The 20,962-nt window shown below is 26.6% G+C and carries 21 protein-coding genes and 1 tRNA gene; 15 read left to right on the top strand and 7 right to left on the bottom strand.

Annotated features, from left to right (window positions below; translation table 11 throughout):
• Window positions 1-280: 280 nt before the first annotated feature.
• The 4 genes from thrS to ACZ5CK_RS06910 form a co-directional block, all read right to left on the bottom strand.
• Window positions 281-2,197 carry a threonine--tRNA ligase gene (gene thrS, locus ACZ5CK_RS06925; protein WP_464582975.1) on the bottom strand — a complete coding sequence of 639 codons (1,917 nt, stop codon included), beginning with the start codon at window positions 2,195-2,197 and terminating at the stop codon, window positions 281-283.
• A 27-nt stretch (window positions 2,198-2,224) separates the two neighbouring features.
• Entirely contained in the window at window positions 2,225-3,022 is a 798-nt protein-coding gene (locus tag ACZ5CK_RS06920; protein ID WP_464581094.1) for a RidA family protein, read from the bottom strand.
• Window positions 3,023-3,033: 11 nt separating this feature from the next.
• Window positions 3,034-4,104, bottom strand: a complete 1,071-nt coding sequence (gene prfA, locus ACZ5CK_RS06915; RefSeq protein WP_464581093.1) for a peptide chain release factor 1 — start codon at window positions 4,102-4,104, stop codon at window positions 3,034-3,036.
• 72 nt (window positions 4,105-4,176) lie between these two features.
• Window positions 4,177-5,712 (bottom strand): ABC transporter permease, encoded by a 1,536-nt coding sequence (locus ACZ5CK_RS06910; protein ID WP_464581092.1) that lies wholly within the window; start codon window positions 5,710-5,712, stop codon window positions 4,177-4,179.
• A gap of 34 nt (window positions 5,713-5,746) precedes the next feature.
• Here ACZ5CK_RS06910 and ACZ5CK_RS06905 point away from each other — a divergent pair, with 34 nt between their 5' ends.
• From ACZ5CK_RS06905 to ACZ5CK_RS06865, 9 genes are all read left to right on the top strand, one after another.
• Window positions 5,747-6,859 carry a metallophosphoesterase family protein gene (locus ACZ5CK_RS06905; protein WP_464581091.1) on the top strand — a complete coding sequence of 371 codons (1,113 nt, stop codon included), beginning with the start codon at window positions 5,747-5,749 and terminating at the stop codon, window positions 6,857-6,859.
• Window positions 6,860-6,933: 74 nt separating this feature from the next.
• Window positions 6,934-7,009, top strand: a tRNA-Ala gene (locus tag ACZ5CK_RS06900).
• Between the two features lie 155 nt (window positions 7,010-7,164).
• Window positions 7,165-7,989, top strand: coding sequence for an HAD family hydrolase (locus ACZ5CK_RS06895; protein ID WP_464581090.1), 825 nt, complete (start codon window positions 7,165-7,167; stop codon window positions 7,987-7,989).
• Window positions 7,949-8,767, top strand: a complete 819-nt coding sequence (locus ACZ5CK_RS06890) for a hypothetical protein (RefSeq protein ID WP_464581089.1) — start codon at window positions 7,949-7,951, stop codon at window positions 8,765-8,767. The genes ACZ5CK_RS06895 and ACZ5CK_RS06890 overlap by 41 nt, the downstream gene beginning before the upstream one ends.
• A 12-nt stretch (window positions 8,768-8,779) precedes the next feature.
• Complete coding sequence (locus tag ACZ5CK_RS06885; RefSeq protein ID WP_464581088.1) at window positions 8,780-9,403, top strand: diguanylate cyclase domain-containing protein; 624 nt, start codon at window positions 8,780-8,782, stop codon at window positions 9,401-9,403.
• Window positions 9,404-9,451: 48 nt separating this feature from the next.
• On the top strand, window positions 9,452-10,714 hold the full coding sequence (gene murA / locus ACZ5CK_RS06880) for a UDP-N-acetylglucosamine 1-carboxyvinyltransferase (protein WP_464582974.1): 1,263 nt from the start codon (window positions 9,452-9,454) through the stop codon (window positions 10,712-10,714).
• Between the two features lie 172 nt (window positions 10,715-10,886).
• Window positions 10,887-12,038 (top strand): aspartate aminotransferase, encoded by a 1,152-nt coding sequence (gene aspC, locus ACZ5CK_RS06875; RefSeq protein ID WP_464581087.1) that lies wholly within the window; start codon window positions 10,887-10,889, stop codon window positions 12,036-12,038.
• Window positions 12,038-13,396: a GlmL-related ornithine degradation protein gene (locus ACZ5CK_RS06870; RefSeq protein WP_464581086.1), complete on the top strand. Its 1,359-nt coding sequence runs from the start codon at window positions 12,038-12,040 to the stop codon at window positions 13,394-13,396. The genes aspC and ACZ5CK_RS06870 overlap by 1 nt, the downstream gene beginning before the upstream one ends.
• A 38-nt stretch (window positions 13,397-13,434) precedes the next feature.
• Entirely contained in the window at window positions 13,435-14,190 is a 756-nt protein-coding gene (locus tag ACZ5CK_RS06865; protein WP_464581085.1) for a hypothetical protein, read from the top strand.
• Between the two features lie 13 nt (window positions 14,191-14,203).
• Here the strand turns inward: ACZ5CK_RS06865 and ACZ5CK_RS06860 are convergent, their stop codons facing one another.
• Window positions 14,204-14,920 (bottom strand): glycerophosphodiester phosphodiesterase family protein, encoded by a 717-nt coding sequence (locus ACZ5CK_RS06860; protein ID WP_464581084.1) that lies wholly within the window; start codon window positions 14,918-14,920, stop codon window positions 14,204-14,206.
• Between the two features lie 144 nt (window positions 14,921-15,064).
• Here ACZ5CK_RS06860 and dnaN point away from each other — a divergent pair, with 144 nt between their 5' ends.
• Genes dnaN through ACZ5CK_RS06835 form a run of 5 tightly spaced genes read left to right on the top strand, consistent with a single transcriptional unit; the run spans window position 15,065 to window position 18,504 of the window.
• Window positions 15,065-16,324, top strand: coding sequence for a DNA polymerase III subunit beta (gene dnaN / locus ACZ5CK_RS06855; protein ID WP_464581083.1), 1,260 nt, complete (start codon window positions 15,065-15,067; stop codon window positions 16,322-16,324).
• Window positions 16,321-16,794, top strand: coding sequence for a 2-C-methyl-D-erythritol 2,4-cyclodiphosphate synthase (ispF, locus tag ACZ5CK_RS06850; protein ID WP_464582973.1), 474 nt, complete (start codon window positions 16,321-16,323; stop codon window positions 16,792-16,794). Before dnaN ends, ispF begins: the two co-directional genes overlap by 4 nt.
• Window positions 16,781-17,458: an endonuclease V gene (nfi, locus tag ACZ5CK_RS06845; protein WP_464581082.1), complete on the top strand. Its 678-nt coding sequence runs from the start codon at window positions 16,781-16,783 to the stop codon at window positions 17,456-17,458. The genes ispF and nfi overlap by 14 nt, the downstream gene beginning before the upstream one ends.
• 4 nt (window positions 17,459-17,462) lie before the next feature.
• Window positions 17,463-18,242 carry an inositol monophosphatase family protein gene (locus ACZ5CK_RS06840; protein WP_464581081.1) on the top strand — a complete coding sequence of 260 codons (780 nt, stop codon included), beginning with the start codon at window positions 17,463-17,465 and terminating at the stop codon, window positions 18,240-18,242.
• Window positions 18,243-18,246: 4 nt separating this feature from the next.
• Window positions 18,247-18,504: a hypothetical protein gene (locus tag ACZ5CK_RS06835; RefSeq protein WP_464581080.1), complete on the top strand. Its 258-nt coding sequence runs from the start codon at window positions 18,247-18,249 to the stop codon at window positions 18,502-18,504.
• Between the two features lie 32 nt (window positions 18,505-18,536).
• Here the strand turns inward: ACZ5CK_RS06835 and ACZ5CK_RS06830 are convergent, their stop codons facing one another.
• On the bottom strand, window positions 18,537-19,274 hold the full coding sequence (locus ACZ5CK_RS06830) for a SagB/ThcOx family dehydrogenase (RefSeq protein ID WP_464581079.1): 738 nt from the start codon (window positions 19,272-19,274) through the stop codon (window positions 18,537-18,539).
• A 130-nt stretch (window positions 19,275-19,404) separates the two neighbouring features.
• The gene (locus ACZ5CK_RS06825; protein WP_464581078.1) at window positions 19,405-19,770 is read right to left on the bottom strand and encodes a hypothetical protein; all 366 of its coding nucleotides are present in this window, start codon (window positions 19,768-19,770) and stop codon (window positions 19,405-19,407) included.
• 674 nt (window positions 19,771-20,444) lie between these two features.
• Here ACZ5CK_RS06825 and msrA point away from each other — a divergent pair.
• The gene (gene msrA, locus ACZ5CK_RS06820) at window positions 20,445-20,948 is read left to right on the top strand and encodes a peptide-methionine (S)-S-oxide reductase MsrA (RefSeq protein ID WP_464581077.1); all 504 of its coding nucleotides are present in this window, start codon (window positions 20,445-20,447) and stop codon (window positions 20,946-20,948) included.
• Window positions 20,949-20,962: the final 14 nt, after the last annotated feature.

Below are 20,962 nucleotides of genomic sequence, written 5' to 3'. Positions count from 1 at the left end.
GAAGCTAAATAACAATATGTATAGTTAATTATATGTAACAAAAGTTAGCCACACATTTTTTCGACTTCCTGAAAAATACGCACCTCAAACCCGCATTCTACCGTCCTATTTACCCAAAAATCGCCATTTTTGTGTCAAAGTCAGGAAAAAATACCAGAGATATTTCCTAAATTATAGGAATTCTCATAATAAATACTCCATCCTTAATATAGGATGGAGTATTTTTATATTTTGAAATAATATTATTCTAATTCAATAATTATTTCATGAATCTTATTTTTTAATAACTTAATTTCAAACTTCTATTTTTGATTTCTTCTTTTACTGTTTTAATAAAGTCATCAAGTTCTAAATCTTCAACAGTATTTCCTTCTCTTGTTCTTACATTATATTTTTTAGATTCAAGTTCTTTTTCACCAATAACAATCATATATGGTATTTTTAACATTTGAGCATTTCTGATTTTATATCCAACTGTAGCATTAGAAGAATCTAACTTAACTCTTAAACCTTCAGAATCTAATTTTTCATATAATTCTTTTGCTGCATCAACATATTTATCAGAAACTGGTATAACAGCTACTTGTTCTGGAGATAACCATGTTGGGAATGCGCCAGCAAAATTTTCAATTAATATACCAAAAAATCTTTCTATGGAACCATATATTGCTCTATGAATCATAACAGGTCTTTGTAATTCGTTATTATTATCTACATAATGTATATCAAATCTTTCTGGCATTTGGAAATCTAATTGTATAGTAGCACATTGCCATTTTCTTCCGATGGAATCTTTTATATGGAAGTCAATTTTAGGACCATAAAATGCTCCATCACCTTCATTTATTTTATAATTAATTCCAGATCTTTCTAAAGCTTTTCTTAAAGCTTCTGTAGCAACTTCCCAAGTTTTTTCATCACCCATATGATCTTCAGGCATTGTACTTAAATCTGCTTCATATTCAAAACCAAATGCACTATATAATTCATTTGTAAAGTCCATAACTTTAATTATTTCATCTTCTATTTGGTCTTTTGTACAGTAAATATGAGCATCATCTTGTGTAAATGCTCTTACTCTAAATAATCCATGAACAACTCCACTTCTTTCGTATCTATGAACTTTACCAAACTCTGATAATCTTATAGGTAAATCTCTATAACTATAAACTTTTGATTTATATATCAATATATGCCCTGGGCAATTCATTGGTTTTACAGCATATTGTATATCATCTTTTTCTGTGAAATACATATTTTCTTTATAGTGATCCCAATGTCCCGATTGATGCCATAATTGAATATTCATAATTAATGGTGTGATAACTTCTTCATAACCATATTTTTTATGCAACTCTCTTGAGAATTCTAATAATTCATTTATAACCTTTGCACCTCTTGGTAAGAAAAATGGCATTGCAGGAGCTAATTCGTTTTCAAACATAAATAAATCTAATTTAGGTCCTATTTTTCTATGATCTCTTTTCTTTGCTTCTTCTAACATTTTTAAATATTCATCTAATTGATCTTTTTTAGCAAAAGCTGTTCCATAAATCCTTTGTAACATTTTATTTTTCTCATTACCTCTCCAATAAGCACCAGAAACAGATAATAATTTAATATGTTTAATTTTTCCTGTAGAAGGTAAATGAGGTCCTCTACATAAATCAAAGAACTCACCTTGTTTATAGTATGTTACTGTTTCATCTTCAATGTCTTCTAAAAGTTCTAATTTATATGGTTGATCTTTAAACAATTCTTTTGCTTCTTCTTTAGAAATTACAAATCTTTCAATAGGTAAATTTTCTTTTATTATTTTTTTCATTTCTGCTTCTATTTTAGGTAGATCGTCTTCTGATATTTTTTCTTCTAAATCAAAATCATAATAAAAACCATTTTCTATAACTGGACCAATAGCTAATTTTACGTCTTTGCCATATAATCTTACAACAGCTTGAGCCATAATATGTGCAATAGTATGTCTAAATATCACAGGAGCTTCAGGATCTTTATCAGTAATGATTTTTACTGTAGAATCTTTTTCAATAGGTCTTGTAAGATCATATAACTCTCCATTAACTAAAGCACCTAAAGCTTTTCTGTATAAACCTTCTGAAATTTCTTTTGCTATGTCAGCTGCAGTAATACCTTTTTTATATTCTTTTTCAGAACCATCTGGAAGTACTATCTTTATCATATCCATATATATATCACCCCTTTAATATTATTTCTTTGCAATACATGCTATTTCTACATTAACATCTTTAGGAAGTTTAGAAACTTCTACTACAAATCTAGCAGGATAAGGTTTTTTAAAATATGTTTCATAAATTGCATTAAATTCACCAAATTTAGACATATCTGTTATGTATACACTAACTTGGACTACGTCTTTAAAAGTATAACCAGCGGCATTTAATACATCTTTTAAATTTTCTAATGCTTGTTTAGACTGTTCTACAAAAGACTCAGGAATTTCCCCAGTTTCAAAATTTATAGGTATTTGTCCAGAAACATATAATTCATTGTCTTTTTGTAATGCTGGAGAATACGGGCCAACAGCAGAAACGCCTTTCGGTATTATAGCTTTTTTATTATTAAATAATCGTATATGGATTTCTGAATCGAAAAAATCAAAATAATTTAAATTTAATGTTTTAATAAGTTTTGAAAGATGATTTTTATTTTCAAAATATAAAAAATAATTGTTTAATATGAATGATAGCATTAGATTATAAATTATGAAATATAAAATAAAAGAAATAATATTTATTTTCATAAGTGAAATAGAAATTAAAAATGCCATAGCTATTATAACAATAGTAAAATAATGAACAAATATTTTTAAGCCATCTTTTTCTTTTGCGAGTAAATAAGTGCCGATTAATTGAGAAAGTGTAGTGATAGTAAAAAATAAAAGGAAAAATCCGTTAACTCTTGAATTTGTTGCGATTGAAAAAAAGCCAGTTATAACAGTTAAAATCCAAGATAATTTGTAGAACATATCAAGGAATATTTTCATATAATCCCTCCCTATATTTCAATATTTTCAAGCTTTTCAGATAAATACCATTCTATTAATTTATCTATAATTTCATCCAAGTCTCCATCTAATATAAAACCTAATCTATATGAAGTAAAACCGATTCTGTGATCAGTTACACGATTTTGAGGGAAATTATATGTTCTAATTTTTTCGCTTCTTTCACCTGTTCCAATTTGCGATCTTCTTTGAGAAACCATTTTTTCCTGTTGCTTTTTTAAAGCTTCTTCATATAATTTTGCTCTTAATATCGTCATCGCTGCTTCTTTGTTTTGATGTTGTGATCTCTCATTTTGACATGTTACGACGATACCACTTGGTATGTGTACAATTCTAACAGCAGACTCAGTTTTGTTAACATGTTGTCCACCAGCGCCACCAGCTCTATATGTATCTATTCTTAAATCTTTGTCATCAATTTTAACATCAACATCAGTAGCTTCGGGTAATACAGCAACAGTTGCAGTTGAAGTATGAATTCTTCCACCTGACTCTGTTACAGGAACTCTTTGTACCCTGTGAACTCCACTTTCATATTTTAATCTTCCAAATACACCTTTTCCCTTGATTTTTATAACAGCATTTTTAGTTCCACCAATTCCAGTGTCACTTAATTCAAGTATTTCATGTTTCCAACCTTTGTTTTCAGCGTATTTTAAATACATTCTCATTAAATCAGATGCAAACAAAGCAGCTTCTTCGCCACCAGTTCCAGCTCTTATTTCCATGATAATATTTCTTTCATTAATTTCATTTCCTGGTATTAATAAACTTAAAATATCTATATTTAATTTTTTAATGGTTTTCTCGGATTCCTCTATCATTTCATTATATTCTTCATCATCTATTTCTTCAGCATGTTTTAGTTCGTCAATAGCCTCTCTGTCAGCTAATGCGTTTTCTAATTCATTAAATAAATCTCTAAGAGTAGATAGTCTGTTATGTTCTTTTCCTAAACTTTGTAGTAGATCTAAATTGGATGTTATATTACCATCTGAAAGTTTATCTTCAACCTCTTTTAATTTTTCTAAAACCTTATCTTTAAAAGATAAAATATCCATACAAACACTCCTTGTTCTTTTTTTGGTATTATACCATATTTTCCTTTTTTCTTCAAAGGAATATATATATTTTTATTCTTTATTTAGAAAATTAGAGATATTGAATATTATGAATATAACGATAATTGTTATAGAAGCTAAAGCTTGACTTTCCAAATAATATCTTGCAGTAGAAAGTTTATAATTAACATTTGAAATTAAGGGAAAATAATCAATAGATTGCATAGTATAGGATATTGTAAATTCCCCAAAAATTATGGCGAATATCTGCAAGAATACAGCGATTAATGTATTTTTTAATAATGGAAATTCTATATATATAAATGACTTAATTGTATTTGCACCATCTATTTTGGATGCTTCAATTATAGAATAGTCAAAGGATAAAACTCTTTGTTGTAAAAATGTATAGGCTAATGGAACAGATATTATTATATATCCTAAACTTAGAAGGATAAAATAAGGTATTGAATAATAAATATTTAAGTATAACAAACCCATAGCTAAAAATGCTGAAGATATACCCATAGATGAAATAATAAATATGTTTGAAATCATCATATCTCTATGTGTTTTAATATTTCTTAAAATTGTATAAGTGAATATAACAACTAAAAAACTAACGATAGATGAAATTAATAGTGTATTATAAAATGCTCTTATTATCGGATAGTAAGAATTTATTTCTTTTGAAAAAAGATTAATGAAACCCTTTAAAGTGAATTTCTTATTTATAAAATCAAAAAAACCCGAAAATGTTCCTGTTAAAACTATGGAGTATTCAAATATTAAATATGCAATAGAAAATATAATAGTAAATAAGTTGTTTTTTTCTTTATGATTTTCATCAATACCAATTTCATATACTTTTGGAATGGATATGATATAATTCAATATAAGCAAAATAATAAATTGTATTATGGCGTAGGTTAAAGCTTTAGAGAAATCTAAAGAACTTCTTAGAGTGGTAAAAATAGCAACTTCAAAAGTGGAAAATCTTATTCCACCTAAAGATAATACTATAGCGAAACTAACAAAAGAATATGTAAAGACTAAAAAAGATGCTTTTAAAATCGAGGGTAAAATTATTGGCAATTTAATGATTTTGAAAATATTCCATTTATTAGCACCGTCTATAATAGCGTTCTCAACATAATTTTTAGGAATAGATCTTAATGAATCCGAAATATATTTTACGAATATTGGTGAATTATAAAAAGAATGGGCTAAAATTATAGCTGTTAAAGAGTACAATATGTTTAAATGAAAAATATTTGAAAATATTCCGTTTGATCCATATAATAATGAAAAGGCAATAATAGTTGGTATAGGTGGAAAAAAGAAGGGAATAAAAAAGGAATCTTCTAATACTTTGCTTAAATAATTCTTGTTATTAGCAACATAAAGTGCTGGTAAAATGGATATTAAAAACGAAAATAAAACTGATAAGATTGATTGTAATAGTGTATATTTTAAAATTCTTATAGTTCTCGATTTCATTATTATTTTAATAAATTCACTAAAATTAAAATAATTAAACATCAAAATTCCTATAGGTACAGTCCATAACAATAAAAAAATAAAGATAAAAATATATATTTTCTTCATAGTATCCTCCTAAAAAATTGAAAGGGGTATCAAAATGAAAAAGATAATTTTGATTATATTAATGATAGTAATAACTAATATTTTAATAGCAAAATTCATTTGGCCGCCGTATTTGACAAATCAAGGAGAAACTTATGCTACTATTAATTTTAAAACATTAGATGAAAATATTCAAGTAAAATTATATGAAGATAATGTTTTATTTAGGACAATTGATAATATAAATCCTGGATTAATACATTTAAAAGTAGAAGGGTTAAAACCATCAACAAAATATACTTTTGAAGTAATTACTAATAATGATTATTATAAAGGATTTTTTAATACAAAAAATAATGATGCTAAAGAATTTAAGACTGTTGTATATGGTGATACAAGATATTATGATAAATTGCATAGAATGATTGTAGAAAATATAATTAAAGAAAATCCAGAATTTGTTGTAAATATTGGAGATATGGTGGAAAACGGAAAAGAAGAAAGATATTGGAATAATTTTTTTAATGTAATAAGAGATTTAAATTCATTTTATTATCCTATTTTAGGTAATCATGAAAAAAATGCGAAAATATATTATGATGCATTTGATTTACCAAATGGTGGAGGAAATTACAATAAAGAATGGTATAGCTTTTCATATTCTAATTATCATTTTATAATACTTGATTCTGAAATTTCAACATATTCTAATTTATTCAAAGAACAAACTAAATGGCTTATAGAGGATTTGAAAAAGAATAATGATAAAACAACAATAATTTTTTATCATTATCCATTTTGGAATAATTCTGCTGTTATATGGAGAAAGCAATATGTAAAATTGGAGAAAGTATGGAGGCCAATTTTTGAAAAATATAAAGTTAAATTAGTTTTTAATGGGCATATTCATGCATATGAAAGATTTGAAAAAAATGGAATAACTTATATTACAACTGGTGGTGGTGGAGCTCCATTTGATGCAGGGGTGAAAAAAAAACTTGTCCCTTATACCAAAAAAGTGGTTTATGGAGTTTTAGAATATGTTGTACTGTATTTATCAAAAGATAAAATAAAAATTCTTGTAAAAGGTGTAGGAGAATCCAAAGATTACAATATGCATCATGTTACACCTATTAATAAACTAATAGATTTCGCAGAAATTAAATAGATTATCTAAATACTTTATTTAATGAAGATATATTGACTTTTAACAAATTTTATTATATAATAACTGTGGATTGTGGGGTCGTGGCGCAGCTGGGAGCGCGCTACCATGGCACGGTAGAGGTCGTGGGTTCAAGTCCCATCGACTCCACCATAAGAAACAGCCTTGGGAACCCAAGGCTGTTTCTTATTATACTTGATTATTTTAGTAAAAGAATGATTAAGGAAAGTACCAAAAAATATTAAAAAACTCTATTATAAAACTTTTAAATTTTTAATTTTATGTTATAATTTATCTGGAGGGTAAAAATGAATAAAACTGTTTTTATTTTTGATTTAGATGGTACATTATTGAACTCAAAAGAAAAAATGACAGAGAGAACTATAAATGCTATAAAAAAAATATACGAAAAAGGCGCTTTTATAATAATAGCAAGCGGTAGAATGTATAAATCTACTAAATTAGTTGTAAACAAATATCTATCTTTTTTAAAAAAAATTCCTATTATTTCATATAATGGTGCATATGTTGTTTCACATAATGGTGAAGCCATTTTCGAATCTGATATTGATAAAAATTTAGCTATAAAAGTTATTAATGAAGCTAAGAAGGAAAATTTACATGTACAAATATATTTGAATGATGAATTAATTACAGACAATGATAATAATGAAATTAAAGGTTATGCTAAGCATTCTGGTGTTAATTATAAACTTGTAAATAGTTTAGAAGAATATATTATTAATAGTAAAAATGGACCTACTAAAATATTAACTATAGCTGATGAAAAAAAGCTAAATTTATTTCAAAACAAAATGACGTTAATGTATAATAATAGATTAAATATTGTTAGGTCATTTAATATATATCTTGATTTTTTAAATAAAGACACATCAAAGGGAAATGCTTTAAAAAGAATAGCTCAACTGTATAATCTAGATTTAGAAAATGCTTATATTTTTGGAGACAGTGAGAATGATATTTCTATGTTAATTTTATCGAAAAACTCATATGCTATGGGTAATGCTGCAAATCATGTAAAAAAATTTGCAAAAAATGTAGCATTATCCTCTGATGAAGAAGGTGTAGCAAATGTTATCGAAAAGATTTTATCTAATTATCCTAATAATTAGTCTATCTATATTAGCGTATGCTATTAAAATTCCGTTATATAAAGAAAAAAATTTTATAGGGTATTTAAATACATCTCTTAAAGACTCAACAAATGAAGAGATAATAAATGGTTATTGGTTGGATTTAAATGAAATCAATAAAGAATTAGATTATTTTGTCATAGGATCTTTAAATTCATACGATTTAATTTTTAATTTTAGTAATGTCTTAGGAAGTTTTTTAAAAAATAAAGGTTATGATTTTGTTGTGTTTGGAAATATGAAAACATTAAAAAAAGGCTCAGATAATTTTTTGAAGTATATTGCAAGTTCTCCTTATATTGTTTCTCAAGTTATGTATACTATGATAAGAGGTTTTGAATCTTCTGGGATTTTTCCTGTGATATATTTGGGCAAAGGATATGATAAAGATATAAAAAATTCTTTAGACCAAAAAGGAGGAAAAATCTATTATTTATCGGATTTTGATAATCAAAATTATCTTTTTTATGATAAAATAAATAAGAAGATACAAATTAATGATGAAATAATCCTTAAATTGGCTTGGGAAATTCCATATGATGATTCTTTGGATAAAGTAATTGAGGAAATATTTAACAATTCAATAATTATAACTGGTTGGATAGGAAAAGATTATAAAATATATTATAGAAAAATACCTGAGAATAGCAAAGAGAAAAGTATTGTATATTTTTCAAAAACTGTTGAAAATAGGATAAAAGATTTTTTAAATAGTAAAGTAAATATATATACAGCTAAAAAAAATTGGGATTGGTAAGGGGGAACATTTATGAATGAATTTGATTATGAAAATAAGGTAAAAGTGCTTGAAGAAGAGAATGATAAATTGAAAGGTCTTATTAAAGATTATGAGAAAGAAATAAAAGAAATAAAAGAAGCTTTAGATTCTACAAATAAGTTGTTAGAAGAATATAACACCTTTGCAAAAGAAGAAATAAATGCATATAGCGATTTTGTTCAAGGGTTTGTTGAGAGGAAATATATAGATCCGTCAACAAGAGTTTATTCAAGAGAATTTTTTGATAAAATATTCTTTTTGCTGCTGGAAAAAGCTTTTGAAAGTGGAAATAATTATGGATTACTATTAATAAAAATACCAGAATTAAAGGAGTTAAAGTATGAAGGAGAATATCATAAAGGTCCAGAGATGGAAATAGGAAGAATTTTGAGAAGAAATGTAAGACTTCCTTTGGATCTTATTATGAGATATTCAAAATCGCAATTCGCAGTTATTATACCAGATATAGATGAAGAAACATTATTTAAAGTATTAGATAGAATTAAATATCAATTAAAGAACTTTGTGAAATCACCAGAAACATTGGAAATTTATTCATTTTATTTACCAAAAGATTTAACAACCACAAAGGAGATATTAAAATATTTTGATTAGTTCTAGATTGGAGGATAAGAAATGGACCACAGATTGGAGATAGAAACTATGGGAAAAATAAAAGTAAAAGGACCACAAAAAGCTAATGGCGAAATAGTTATTTCTGGATCAAAAAATGCAGCCCTTCCAATATTAGCAGCAACATTGCTAACAGATGAAAAAATAATTCTGCATAACATACCAAATTTAGCAGATGTTAATACAATGATAGAAATATTAGAAAATGCAGGAAAGAAGATAAATTGGGATGAAAATTCTTTAATTATAGAAAGGAATTCAGATATGAATTCGGTACTTCCCTATGGTCCAGTAAGAAGAATGAGAGCATCATTTAATGTTTTAGGTCCATTAACAATTAGAAATGGTTATGCTAAAGTAGCATTACCAGGAGGGTGTTCTATTGGTGTTAGGCCAGTTAATTTTCACTTAGAGGGGTTAAAAAAGTTAGGAATAGAATCTAAAATAGAACATGGTTTTACTCATTCAAAATATATATCCTCTCCACAAAAAGTTCATGTATCTTTGCCATTTCCAAGCGTTGGTGCAACGGAACATCTAATAACTACAGCTGTTTTGTTAGAAGATACAGAAACCATATTAACTAATTGTGCTCAAGAACCAGAAATTATTGATTTATGTAATTTTTTAATCTCCATGGGAGCTCAAATTGAAGGTCAAGGAACTTCTAATATTAAAATTAATGGTGTAAAAAAATTATATGGAACCGAATATTCAATTATTCCTGATAGAATTGAAGCGGGAACCTATGCTATATTAGGAGCTATATTAGGTGAGAGAATTACTTTAAAGAATATAATTGAAGAACATATTTTTTCATTATTAGATATATTTGAAAAAATAGGTGTAAAATATAGTGTTGAGAATAATACTTTAAAAATAGAAAGTATTTCAAAATTAGAATTATCTCCTGTGGATGTTGAAACAGCAACTTTTCCAGGATTTCCAACAGATTTGCAACCTCAATTAATGGTTTTGCTTAGTTTAATACCTGGAAGATCTTCAATTACAGAAAATGTTTTTAAAACTAGATTTAATCATGTTGATGAATTAAATCGTATGGGTGCGAAAATATTTGTAGAAAGTAACACTGCTATAATAACAGGGGTTACAAAATTATCAGGAGCACCATTAGAAGCTACAGATTTAAGAGCTTCAGCCGCATTGTTAATTGCTTCTTTAGTAGCTGAAGGAGAAACAGTTATAAATAATGTAGATCATATTTTTAGAGGTTATGAAAAATTGTTTGATAAATTAGAAAAAATTGGTTTGAAAATAGAATACTTTGAATAAATGAGCATTTAATGCTCATTTATTTTTTTATATATAATATTCTATCTAAAAAACTAAGTAAATATATAATTTAAGAAATTCTTGTTCAATATTTAACATAAAAACACATAAATGATATTGCAAAATTTTTCATATAGAGGTAAAATAAATTTGAAATAATGATATTGGAGGGATGATCTTGTTATCAAAAATTGTTAAAAGTATTCAACCATCTATAACTTTGGAACTAAATTCAAAAGCGATTGAAATGGAAAAAGCTGGTGAAGATGTTGTTAAATTAACAGCTGGAGAACCGGATTTTATAACTCCTAAAGAAATAATAGAAAATGCATATAAAGCTATGCTAGAAGGGAAGACTAAATATACTGATTCTGCTGGTATATATGAGTTAAGAGAAAAAATTGCAAATTTTATTAATAAATCTAGAGGAACAGATTATAATGCTAATAATATAGTTGTATCTAATGGTGGTAAACAAGCGCTATATAATACTCTTTTAGCGTTATTAAATCCAGGTGATGAGGTTATTTTATTAGATCCCGCATGGGTTAGTTATGAAGCACAAATAAAATTAGCTCGAGGAATACCTATACATGTTCCTTTAAAGTTTAAAAATAATTTTATTCCAAAAGCTTCAGATATAAAACCATATTTAAGTGAGAGAACAAAAGCAATAATTATTAATTCTCCAAATAATCCAACAGGTGTAGTTTATTCAAAAGAAACTTTTTTGGAATTATACGAATTAATAAAGGATAAAAATATATATATTATTAGTGATGAAGTATATGAAAAATTAGTGTTTGAAGGAGAATTTTTCTCTCCAACACAAATCGATGAATTAAGAGAGAAAACGATAATAATAAATGCATTTTCTAAAACATGGTCAATGACAGGTTGGAGAGTAGGATATTCTGTCGCACCATTGACAATCTCAAAAGAGATAAAAAAAATACAAAGTCATATAGCCTCTAATATAAATACTCCAGCACAATATGGTTCTCTTGCAGCTTTTGATGTTGATATAAATTATTATATAAATAAATTTAATGAAAGAAGAAAATTTGTTCTTAATAAAATGAAAGAATCAGATCTTGAATATATTTACCCTAAAGGAGCATTTTATTTGTTTATTAATATATCCAAATACGATAATAATGATTTGAATTTTGCTAATCAATTATTAAAGACTAAAAAATTAGCTGTAATTCCTGGAAGTGGTTTTGGAGCAAAAGGATTTATAAGAATATCCTATGCAACATCAACAGAAATGATTGAAAAAGGTTTAAATAGGTTATTTGAATATGTTAATGGGGTGAAATAATGGAAGTTGATTTACTTACAGCTGAAATTGGCAGTACTACAACTATTGTTACAGCTTTTGGTAAAATAGATTCAAAAAAACCTATTATTTTATCTCAGGGGGAACATTATACAACTATAAATGAAGGTGATATAACTTTAGGTATAGAAAGAGCTATAAAAATACTTGAGGAAAGAATTGGAGAGAAAATCACATGGAATAAATTTTTAGCCACCTCTTCTGCAGCAGGAGGACTGAAAATGACTGTTCATGGTCTTGTATATGATATGACTGTTAAAGCTTCAAGAGAAGCAGCATTAGGTGCAGGAGGGGTAATAAAGTATGTAACAGCTGGCAAAATGAGGTCTTCTCATATAAAAAAAATACTCGAAATAAAACCTAATGTTATTTTTTTAGCTGGTGGAGTAGATTATGGAGAAGAAGAAACTGTGTTGCATAATGCAGAGTTGTTAAAGGGTATCCCATTGGATGTTCCAATAATATATGCAGGTAATATAGCAGTAGCTGATGAAGTAAAAGAAATACTATCTAATAAAAAATTATATATAACAGAAAATGTATATCCTAAGGTTGATCAATTAAATGTTGAACCAGCAAGAAAAGTAATACAAGAGGTTTTTGCAGAACATATAATTCATGCACCTGGAATGGAAAAAATAGAGCAATATGTAGATGAGAAAATAATACCTACTCCGGCTGCTGTTATGAAAACAACTCAATTATTAAGTGAATTATATGAAGATGTTTTAACTGTTGATATTGGTGGTGCAACAACAGATGTTGATTCTGTTACTGAAGGTGACCCTGAAATACAGAGTATAATGACTGCACCTGAACCTGTAGCTAAACGAACTGTTGAAGGAGATATGGGAGTATTTGTAAATGCTCATACTGTAATAGATCTAATTGGTGAAAACAATTTAAGAGGAAAGTTTGAAAACTATGATGAATTAGTAAAAGAAATATCACCGTATCCGAAAAGTGAAAGAAATGAGAAATTTATGGCAACACTGGCAGAATATTGTTTTGTTGAAGGAATTAGAAGACATGCTGGTAAGAAAAAACACATATACACTCCACTTGGAAGGAAAACGATAGCTCAAGGAAAGGATTTAACAGCAATCAAATATATTTTTGGAACTGGTGGAGTTTTAACTAGATCTAAATATAATAGAGAAATATTAACTTCTATTTTAAATGAATATAAAAAATATCCAGATGAATTACTACCAAGAAACATAAAAAAAATAGGAGTTGATAGTAATTATATTTTTGCACCTATTGGTGTAATATCAACTATTGATAAAGAAATAGCAATGAATATTTTAAAAGAAGATATAAAGTTTTTTGATACCTGATTTTATGATATAATTATCATAAAAAAGGGGGGAGAAAAATGAAAAAAAAATTTATTTTATTTATTTTATTTATATTTATTAGTCTAAATATGTATGGTGAAAAAATCTATTTAAAAAATGGAACGGTTATTATAGGAACTATTACAAATATGAAAAACAATGTTTTTACAGTAAAAGAAAAAAATAAAATTATTAATATTAAAAAAAATGACATAGTGAAAATTGAAATTTCAAGGGAAGTATTTGATTATAATTTTATAATGTCTAAAGATTATAAAGATTGGAAAATTGGTGGAAGAAGAGAAAATGGCAGTTTGATATATATTGATAAAATAGATAATAGTGAATGGCTAAGAATTCATAAAGATGGATATACAGAAAATAATTTATATAAAGATTTTGAATTACCATATATGAATAATACAAATATTTATTTTTCGTCAGAAATGATGGGATTTACATCCAAATCGCTAAAATTATCTGAGAAAAAATATGCTATATCAGGGATTATTTTCATATTCTTAGATAAAAATAAAGATGAAATAAACAGAGTAGCATATGCATGGGGTACAGATGCATATCCGTTTGAAAAACATTCTTGGATCAAAAGATTATATGCATCAATTTATAATCCTTTTGAAATATCTTTTAACATAAGAGATTTTGCAAAAGATAAGAATGTAAAATATTTAAGAGTGTTATTCTGGACATATTGTAGTTCTAATGATAAAGAATTATCAGCAGATTTATGGGTTAAAAATGTAAAAATTATTTTAAAATATAATACAAAGTAGCTGGTAATCCCAGCTACTTTTTTTCATAATAATTAACAATTAATTCAACATTATCAGTTATTATAGCATCGAAATACCCTTTTAATTTTTCTAATGTCTCAATATCATTTAATGTCCAAAATACTATATGAAGTCCTAATTCCATAAATTGAGAAATCAGATTTTTATAATTATCCAAACCAAGCATCTTTATTCCATCAACGGGTAAATTAATCGAATAAAAATTAAGTTCTTTATGTAAAGGAATAATTTTTTCAACCATTTCTTTATCTTCAATTAGAAGCCCTAAATCTACGTTTTTATCTAGTCTTCTTAATGTTTTTAATGATTCAACGTTAAAAGATGAGAATAAAACTCTTTCTAAAGCATTAAAACTTTTTACTGTATTGTAAGCCATTTCTGTAGCATTTACATCTTTTATTTCAACGTTTATATATGCGTAATCTGGAAGTTTAATAAAAACTTCTTCTAATGTTGGAACTGGTTCACCGTCAATCTTAATATTTTTGATTTCTTTAGAAGTTAACTCATTAATCTTTGTTTTATTTCCTGTAATTTTTTCAAAATTGTCATCATGATGAATAATTAAAGCACCATCTTTTGATAATTGAACATCTAATTCTACACCATCTGCACCATATTCAATAGCTTTTTGATAAGCTAAAATAGTATTTTCTGGAAACTTTGCTCTATACCCCCTGTGACCTAAAATTACTGGACGATTTGCCATTTTTACTCCTCCTTTAATAAGAAATATATAAAAATATTTTTCTATTAATATATTATACCTCGATTTTGTTAAAAACTTGATTTTTATGCCCTTTTTATTGTAAAATAGATTATAAGAAAGAAATATAATAGGGGAGGCTAAAAAATGATATATAAATTACAGGTAGAAAGAAGTAAATTAAATTCTCTGATGGATATGGCATCTAAAGCAGTGGCAAAAAAAACTACTAATCCAGTGCTTTCTGGGTTTAAATTTTCTGTTAAAGAAAATGATTTACATTTATATGCAACAGATTTACAAACAGCATTTCATGGAGTTATTAAAAATATAATTTTTGAAAAAGTTGAAAAAGTTACTGATGATTTATTTAAACCTAATTCTGAAACAGAAGAAAAAGAGGCCGAAAATTTAAATGAAAATATAGATGTTGTAGAAGAAAAAAAGGAAGTTTTATTTGAAGAAATAGTAAAAAAAGAAACAAAACCTGAATTTGTTATAGATGCAGCAAACTTTATGGATATAGTAAAAAATTTGAGTTTTGAAAATATAGATATATATTTAGAAGATAAAAACATAAAAGTAATAGCAGGAAAATCAGAATTTTTATTACCAACAATGGATCCAGAAGAATTTCCTGAAATAGTTCCAAATAAAGTTGAAGAGGGAATAATAACTTTTGAAAGACAAAAGTTATTATCAATGATAGAAAGAGTAATATTCTGTGCATTAAGAGATTCAGAAAATGTATCAAGAAATTTAAATGGTATATATTGGGATTTCAGAGAAGGTGGCTATCTAACTTTAGTAGCTGCTGATGGTTATAGATTGGCTTTATCTGAACTATCAATGGAAATATTAAATACTCCACCTTCATTTTTATTATCCTTAAAAAGTATGGAAGAGTTACTAAATGTGTTAAGAAGCTCTAAAACTGAAAATGTTGAATTATTTTTCGATGGCGCAAGAGTATTGTTTTTCTTAGATGATGATAATATAGAAATTATTTTGAATGTTGTAGATGCAACATTTCCAGATTATGTAAGAATAATACCTCAAGCATTTAAAACAAAAGTTATTACATCCACAGATTTATTTTTGAAGGTATTGAAAAGGGTTTCAATTGCCGCAAGAAATGATCAAGTAAAGATGGAAATAAAAGATAGCATCATGGAATTAACTGCAAAATCACCGGAAGTAGGATTAGCAGTAGAAGAATTGGAAATTGAAAAAGAAGGTGAAGATATAATTATTGCATATTCACCAAAATATTTAAGAGAAGCTATTGATCATATTGGTACCTCTGAAGTAGAATTTAATATTACAAGCGAAAGCTCACAAACAATGATAAAACCTGTAGGTGATGATTCATATATGTATATTGTAATGCCTGTGAGGTTGAAATAGTGAGAATAGGATTTGGATATGACGTTCATCCTTTTGAAGAAAATAAAAAGTTATATATAGGTGGAGTTGAAATACCTTCAAATAAAGGTTTAAAAGGACATTCTGATGGGGATGTCCTTATTCATTCTATTATTGATGCACTATTAGGTGCATTAGGATTGGAAAATATTGGTGAATTATTTCCAGAAACTGAAGAGTATAAAAATATTGATAGTAAAATACTGCTAAAAAAAACAATGGAAAAATTAAAAGATGTTAAAATAATAAACATTGATTCAACAGTAATAACTTCTTATGTAAAATTGAATCCATATAAAAATGAAATGAAAAAAACTTTAGCAAAATTAATGAATATTGATATTTCTCAGATTAATATTAAAGGAAAGTCTGGTAATGGTTTAGGGATTGGTGGGAAAAATGAAGGTATTGAAGCATATGCGGTGGTTTTAATAGAAAATGGAAATAATTAATATCCATGATTTCAAAGATTTAAATCCTAAACATTGTATTGAGTTACAAAAAAATTTAATAGAAAAATTGAAATTAAAACCATTTAATAAATTCCCTGAAATAGTAGCAGGGGTAGATTTATCTTTTTTAAATGATCTTGGAATTGCAATAATTGTAGTAATAGATAAGAAGTTTAAAATGTTAGAATTAGTATATCATACTCAAAAAATAGAGTTTCCATATATTCCTGGATTATTAGCTTTTAGGGAATTACCCGTGTTTTTAGAAGCATGGAAAAAATTAAAAACAAAGCCAGATTTAGTATTTTTTGACGGTCAAGGAATAGCTCATCCAAGAAAAATGGGAATTGCAACTCATGGGTCTTTTTTTATAAACCTACCTACAATTGGTATTGCTAAATCAAGATTATATGGTACGTATGATGAGCCTTGTATTCAAAAAGGATGCTTTTCATATTTATATGATAAAAATAAAAATAAAATTGGAGTAGTTTTAAGAACACGGGAAAAAGTAAAACCCGTTTTTGTGTCTCCTGGAAATTACATAACGATCGGTGAAGCAAAAGAAATAACACTGGAATATACATCAAAATACAAAATTCCAGAACCAACAAGATTAGCCCACATGTATTCTCAAAAAATTAAAAAGGAAATATCGGGGTGATAATATGGATATTTTGCAGACAATGATAAAAGCTGCAAAAGAAGCTGGGGATATTCTTTTAATGAAAAAGAAAAAATTAAAAAATATCAAAACAAAAAAATCTTCATCTGATTTAGTAAGTGAAGCGGATTTGGAATCTCAAAAATTGATAATAGATATTATAATGAATGAGATGTCTGATGCAATTATTTTAGCAGAAGAAACCTGGAATGGTGATAAAAGAATATTAAAAAATGGAAAAAAAGTTTTTGTTATTGATCCTTTAGATGGAACACTAAACTATGTTCATGGAATGGATTTTTATTCCATATCTATTGGAATGATGGATAATGGTGAAATTAAGTATGGAGTTGTATATTTGCCTGAAACAAACAAATTATATTATTCAGAAAAAGATAAAGGTTCTTATTTGAATGGAGTTAGATTATTTAGAAATGATTATAAGAGATTAAGTGAATCAATGTTTGTAACTGGATGGCCATATGAAGAAGAGTTATTTAAAAAAGCCTATGAAACAATAGCTAAAGTTCAAAAAAATATTCATGAAGTAAGAATATTAGGTAGTGCAGCTGGAGAATTATGTATGCTTGCTGAAGGAAAAATTGATGGCTATTGGGAATATGGATTAGGTCCATGGGATTTAGCTGCGGGTGTTTTAATTGCAAAAGAAGCTGGAATGGAAGTTTATAGCATATCCCAAAAAGAATTTGATATTTCAAAAGGTGAAATAATAGCAACATTCAAAGATAATATTGATAAAGTATATAATATATTGAAGGAGTGATTTTGTGGACAAATATGAAATGGAAGTTTTAGAAATAAAAGGAGAAAAAATAGAAACCTGGAAATTCAAAATAAATACAGATAACAAAGATTCCGTGAAATTACTTAAAGAAATTGTCGACTATATAAATGGAACAAATTTAAAATTAGTAATTGATCCTATAGACGAAATTTTTGCTAATATATATTTATATCCTCAAGATATATTTACACCAATTGACAAAGACTTTTTTATAGAAAGGATAAACAAAATAGTGGAATAGCATCGCTATTCCACTATTTTTAATATATAAGATCATTTAATTTTTCCAACGGGAGCTAAATAAACAACAAATTCATCATTTCCATCAACACCAATTAATTTATCCATAGCCTCTTGATCATAAGCTGCGACAGCACATGTTCCACAATTAATTGATTCAGCAGTTAAATATAAATTTTGACAAGCATGGCCAGCGTCAATAGCAATTGTCTTATGAGCTTCAAAAGAATATTTCCACTCTGTTCTATATGGAATAGCACTCCAAACAAAGGCAACAGCACCTTTTCCAATAAATGTTTGACCCAAAGTTGCATCTACAATCTCTTTTGAAAAATCCCCTTTTTTTATTAATAGCAGCTTATGGATTGTTGGAATATATCTATATAAACCTTTTTCTATACCTTTAACATTGAATATTAACAAATATGTTTCTAAAGGATGTGTTGCACCAGCAGAAGGGACAGTTCTAAAAGTAACTTTATTTTTTGCTATACTTTTTACGCCTTGAGTATAATATAATAAATAAGATAATTCTTCTAAAGTTAGTGGTTTATCTTCAAAAGTTCTTCTGCTTTTTCTATTTTCCAAAACACTTCTAATATCAATATCTCCAAGTTTAATATTTTCTGGTGGAATTAAATCTATAAACTCTCCATTTTCATCATATGGATTAATATATGGTGGAATTGGGATTTTTTTTGCTCTATCTGGTTTTTCAATTTCTAACATTTTCCAATTTGATTTCAAAATGTCTCTTCCGCATTTTTTCACTCATACTCACCTCCAACTAAAATTAAAAACACTTAATTATCATAAAAGAAAATGTATAAAAATAATGTGATGAATTATAATTTTCTTCGTTTTTTTAGATTAGCAATCAAGCGTTTGAATGAGTTTTATTTTAATTCCAAGAATTTAAATTTAATTTCCATATATATTTTGTTGGATGTTTACCAGAATTTATGTATTTTAAAGCAGCAGATTCAAATAAAATATATAAAGAATTGCCTATTTTCGTTATCCCTTCTGACATAGGTAAAATATTTATTGTTTTTACTGGATTGTCTAAAAACCAAAAAGGAATATTATTTATTTTTCCATGTGGTTTTTTATTTAATACATTAGGATAAAACTCTAATTTTGAATCATTTTTTCTACCATATGATCTACTTAAAACTATATAATTTTCAGTAAATTCTATATCTTGAACAATATCTGGTATTGATAATATATATTCAAGATAAGAGATATCTTCATTTTTATCCAATAAAAAACCGGTTATCCATGCATTATATTCAGTACCTTTTCTATTAATTAATCTGTGAGATGCATTAGTTAAATAATCATAAAAATGATAAAATTCTCCTACCCATATATGATTATTATAATATTGAACAAAAGCACCTTTTACAGGAATTTTAAAACTATCTATAATAGTAATTTTATTTCCAGATTCAGTATTAATTAAATCATTTATTCTTATCTTGTATAGATGATAATCAGAAGATATCCATACATACTTTTTACTAACTGTTACTCCACCAGCATGACCAGTATATGGTTTTCCATTTGAATAGTATATATTTAAATATTTAATAAACTTTCCAGTATTTTTATCTAAGACAACTAAAATGCTTGGATTATTCTCATAACTATAATATGAGATAATAATCCAATCATTAAAATAGCTTAACCCTTGAGGAACATAATTTTCATTAATTTCGGTATTATAGCAAATTTAGATGAAATATCAAAAAAATTATTATATTCATTTTTAGGGAAATACAGCACCAAAGCTAATATAAAAGTAAATAAAAGAATTTTTTTCATAAGTCCTCCTGGTTAGTATTCTTTACAAGTATTATAACAAATAATTAACAAAAAAACAATATAATATATGTAATAAGTATAAATATACAATGATTAAAAAGGAGAGATAATATGAATAAAGATATAATTTATTTTGCAGCGGGATGTTTTTGGGGTGTTGAACATTTGTTAAAAAAACTTGAAGGTGTAATTGATACAGAAGTTGGATATATGGGTGGAAATTTGGAAAATCCAACATATGAAGATGTTTGTACAGGAAGAACAGGCCATGCTGAAACTGTTAAAGTTGTATATAACAAAGATATAGTTTCTGATGAAGAGTTGATTAAATACTTTTTTGAAATTCATGATTTTACAGAATTTAATAGACAAGGACCAGATGTTGGAACTCAGTATAGAAGTATAATATTTTATACAAATGAAAAACAAAAAGAAATTGCAGAAAAATTAAAAAAGATTTTAGAAGAGAAATACACTGTAGAAACTTCTATTGAAAAAGCAAAAGAATTCTATCCAGCAGAAGATTATCATCAGGATTATTATGAAAAGACAGGTAAACAACCATATTGTCATTATAAAAGAAATGTTTGGATAAATTTTAAGTTAAATAAATAATAGCCGCAATTTGC

The sequence above is a fragment of the Marinitoga okinawensis genome (genome assembly GCF_055387075.1).
Note: the sequence above shows the minus strand (reverse complement) of the source record. Positions and strands in the feature narration are given on the sequence as shown.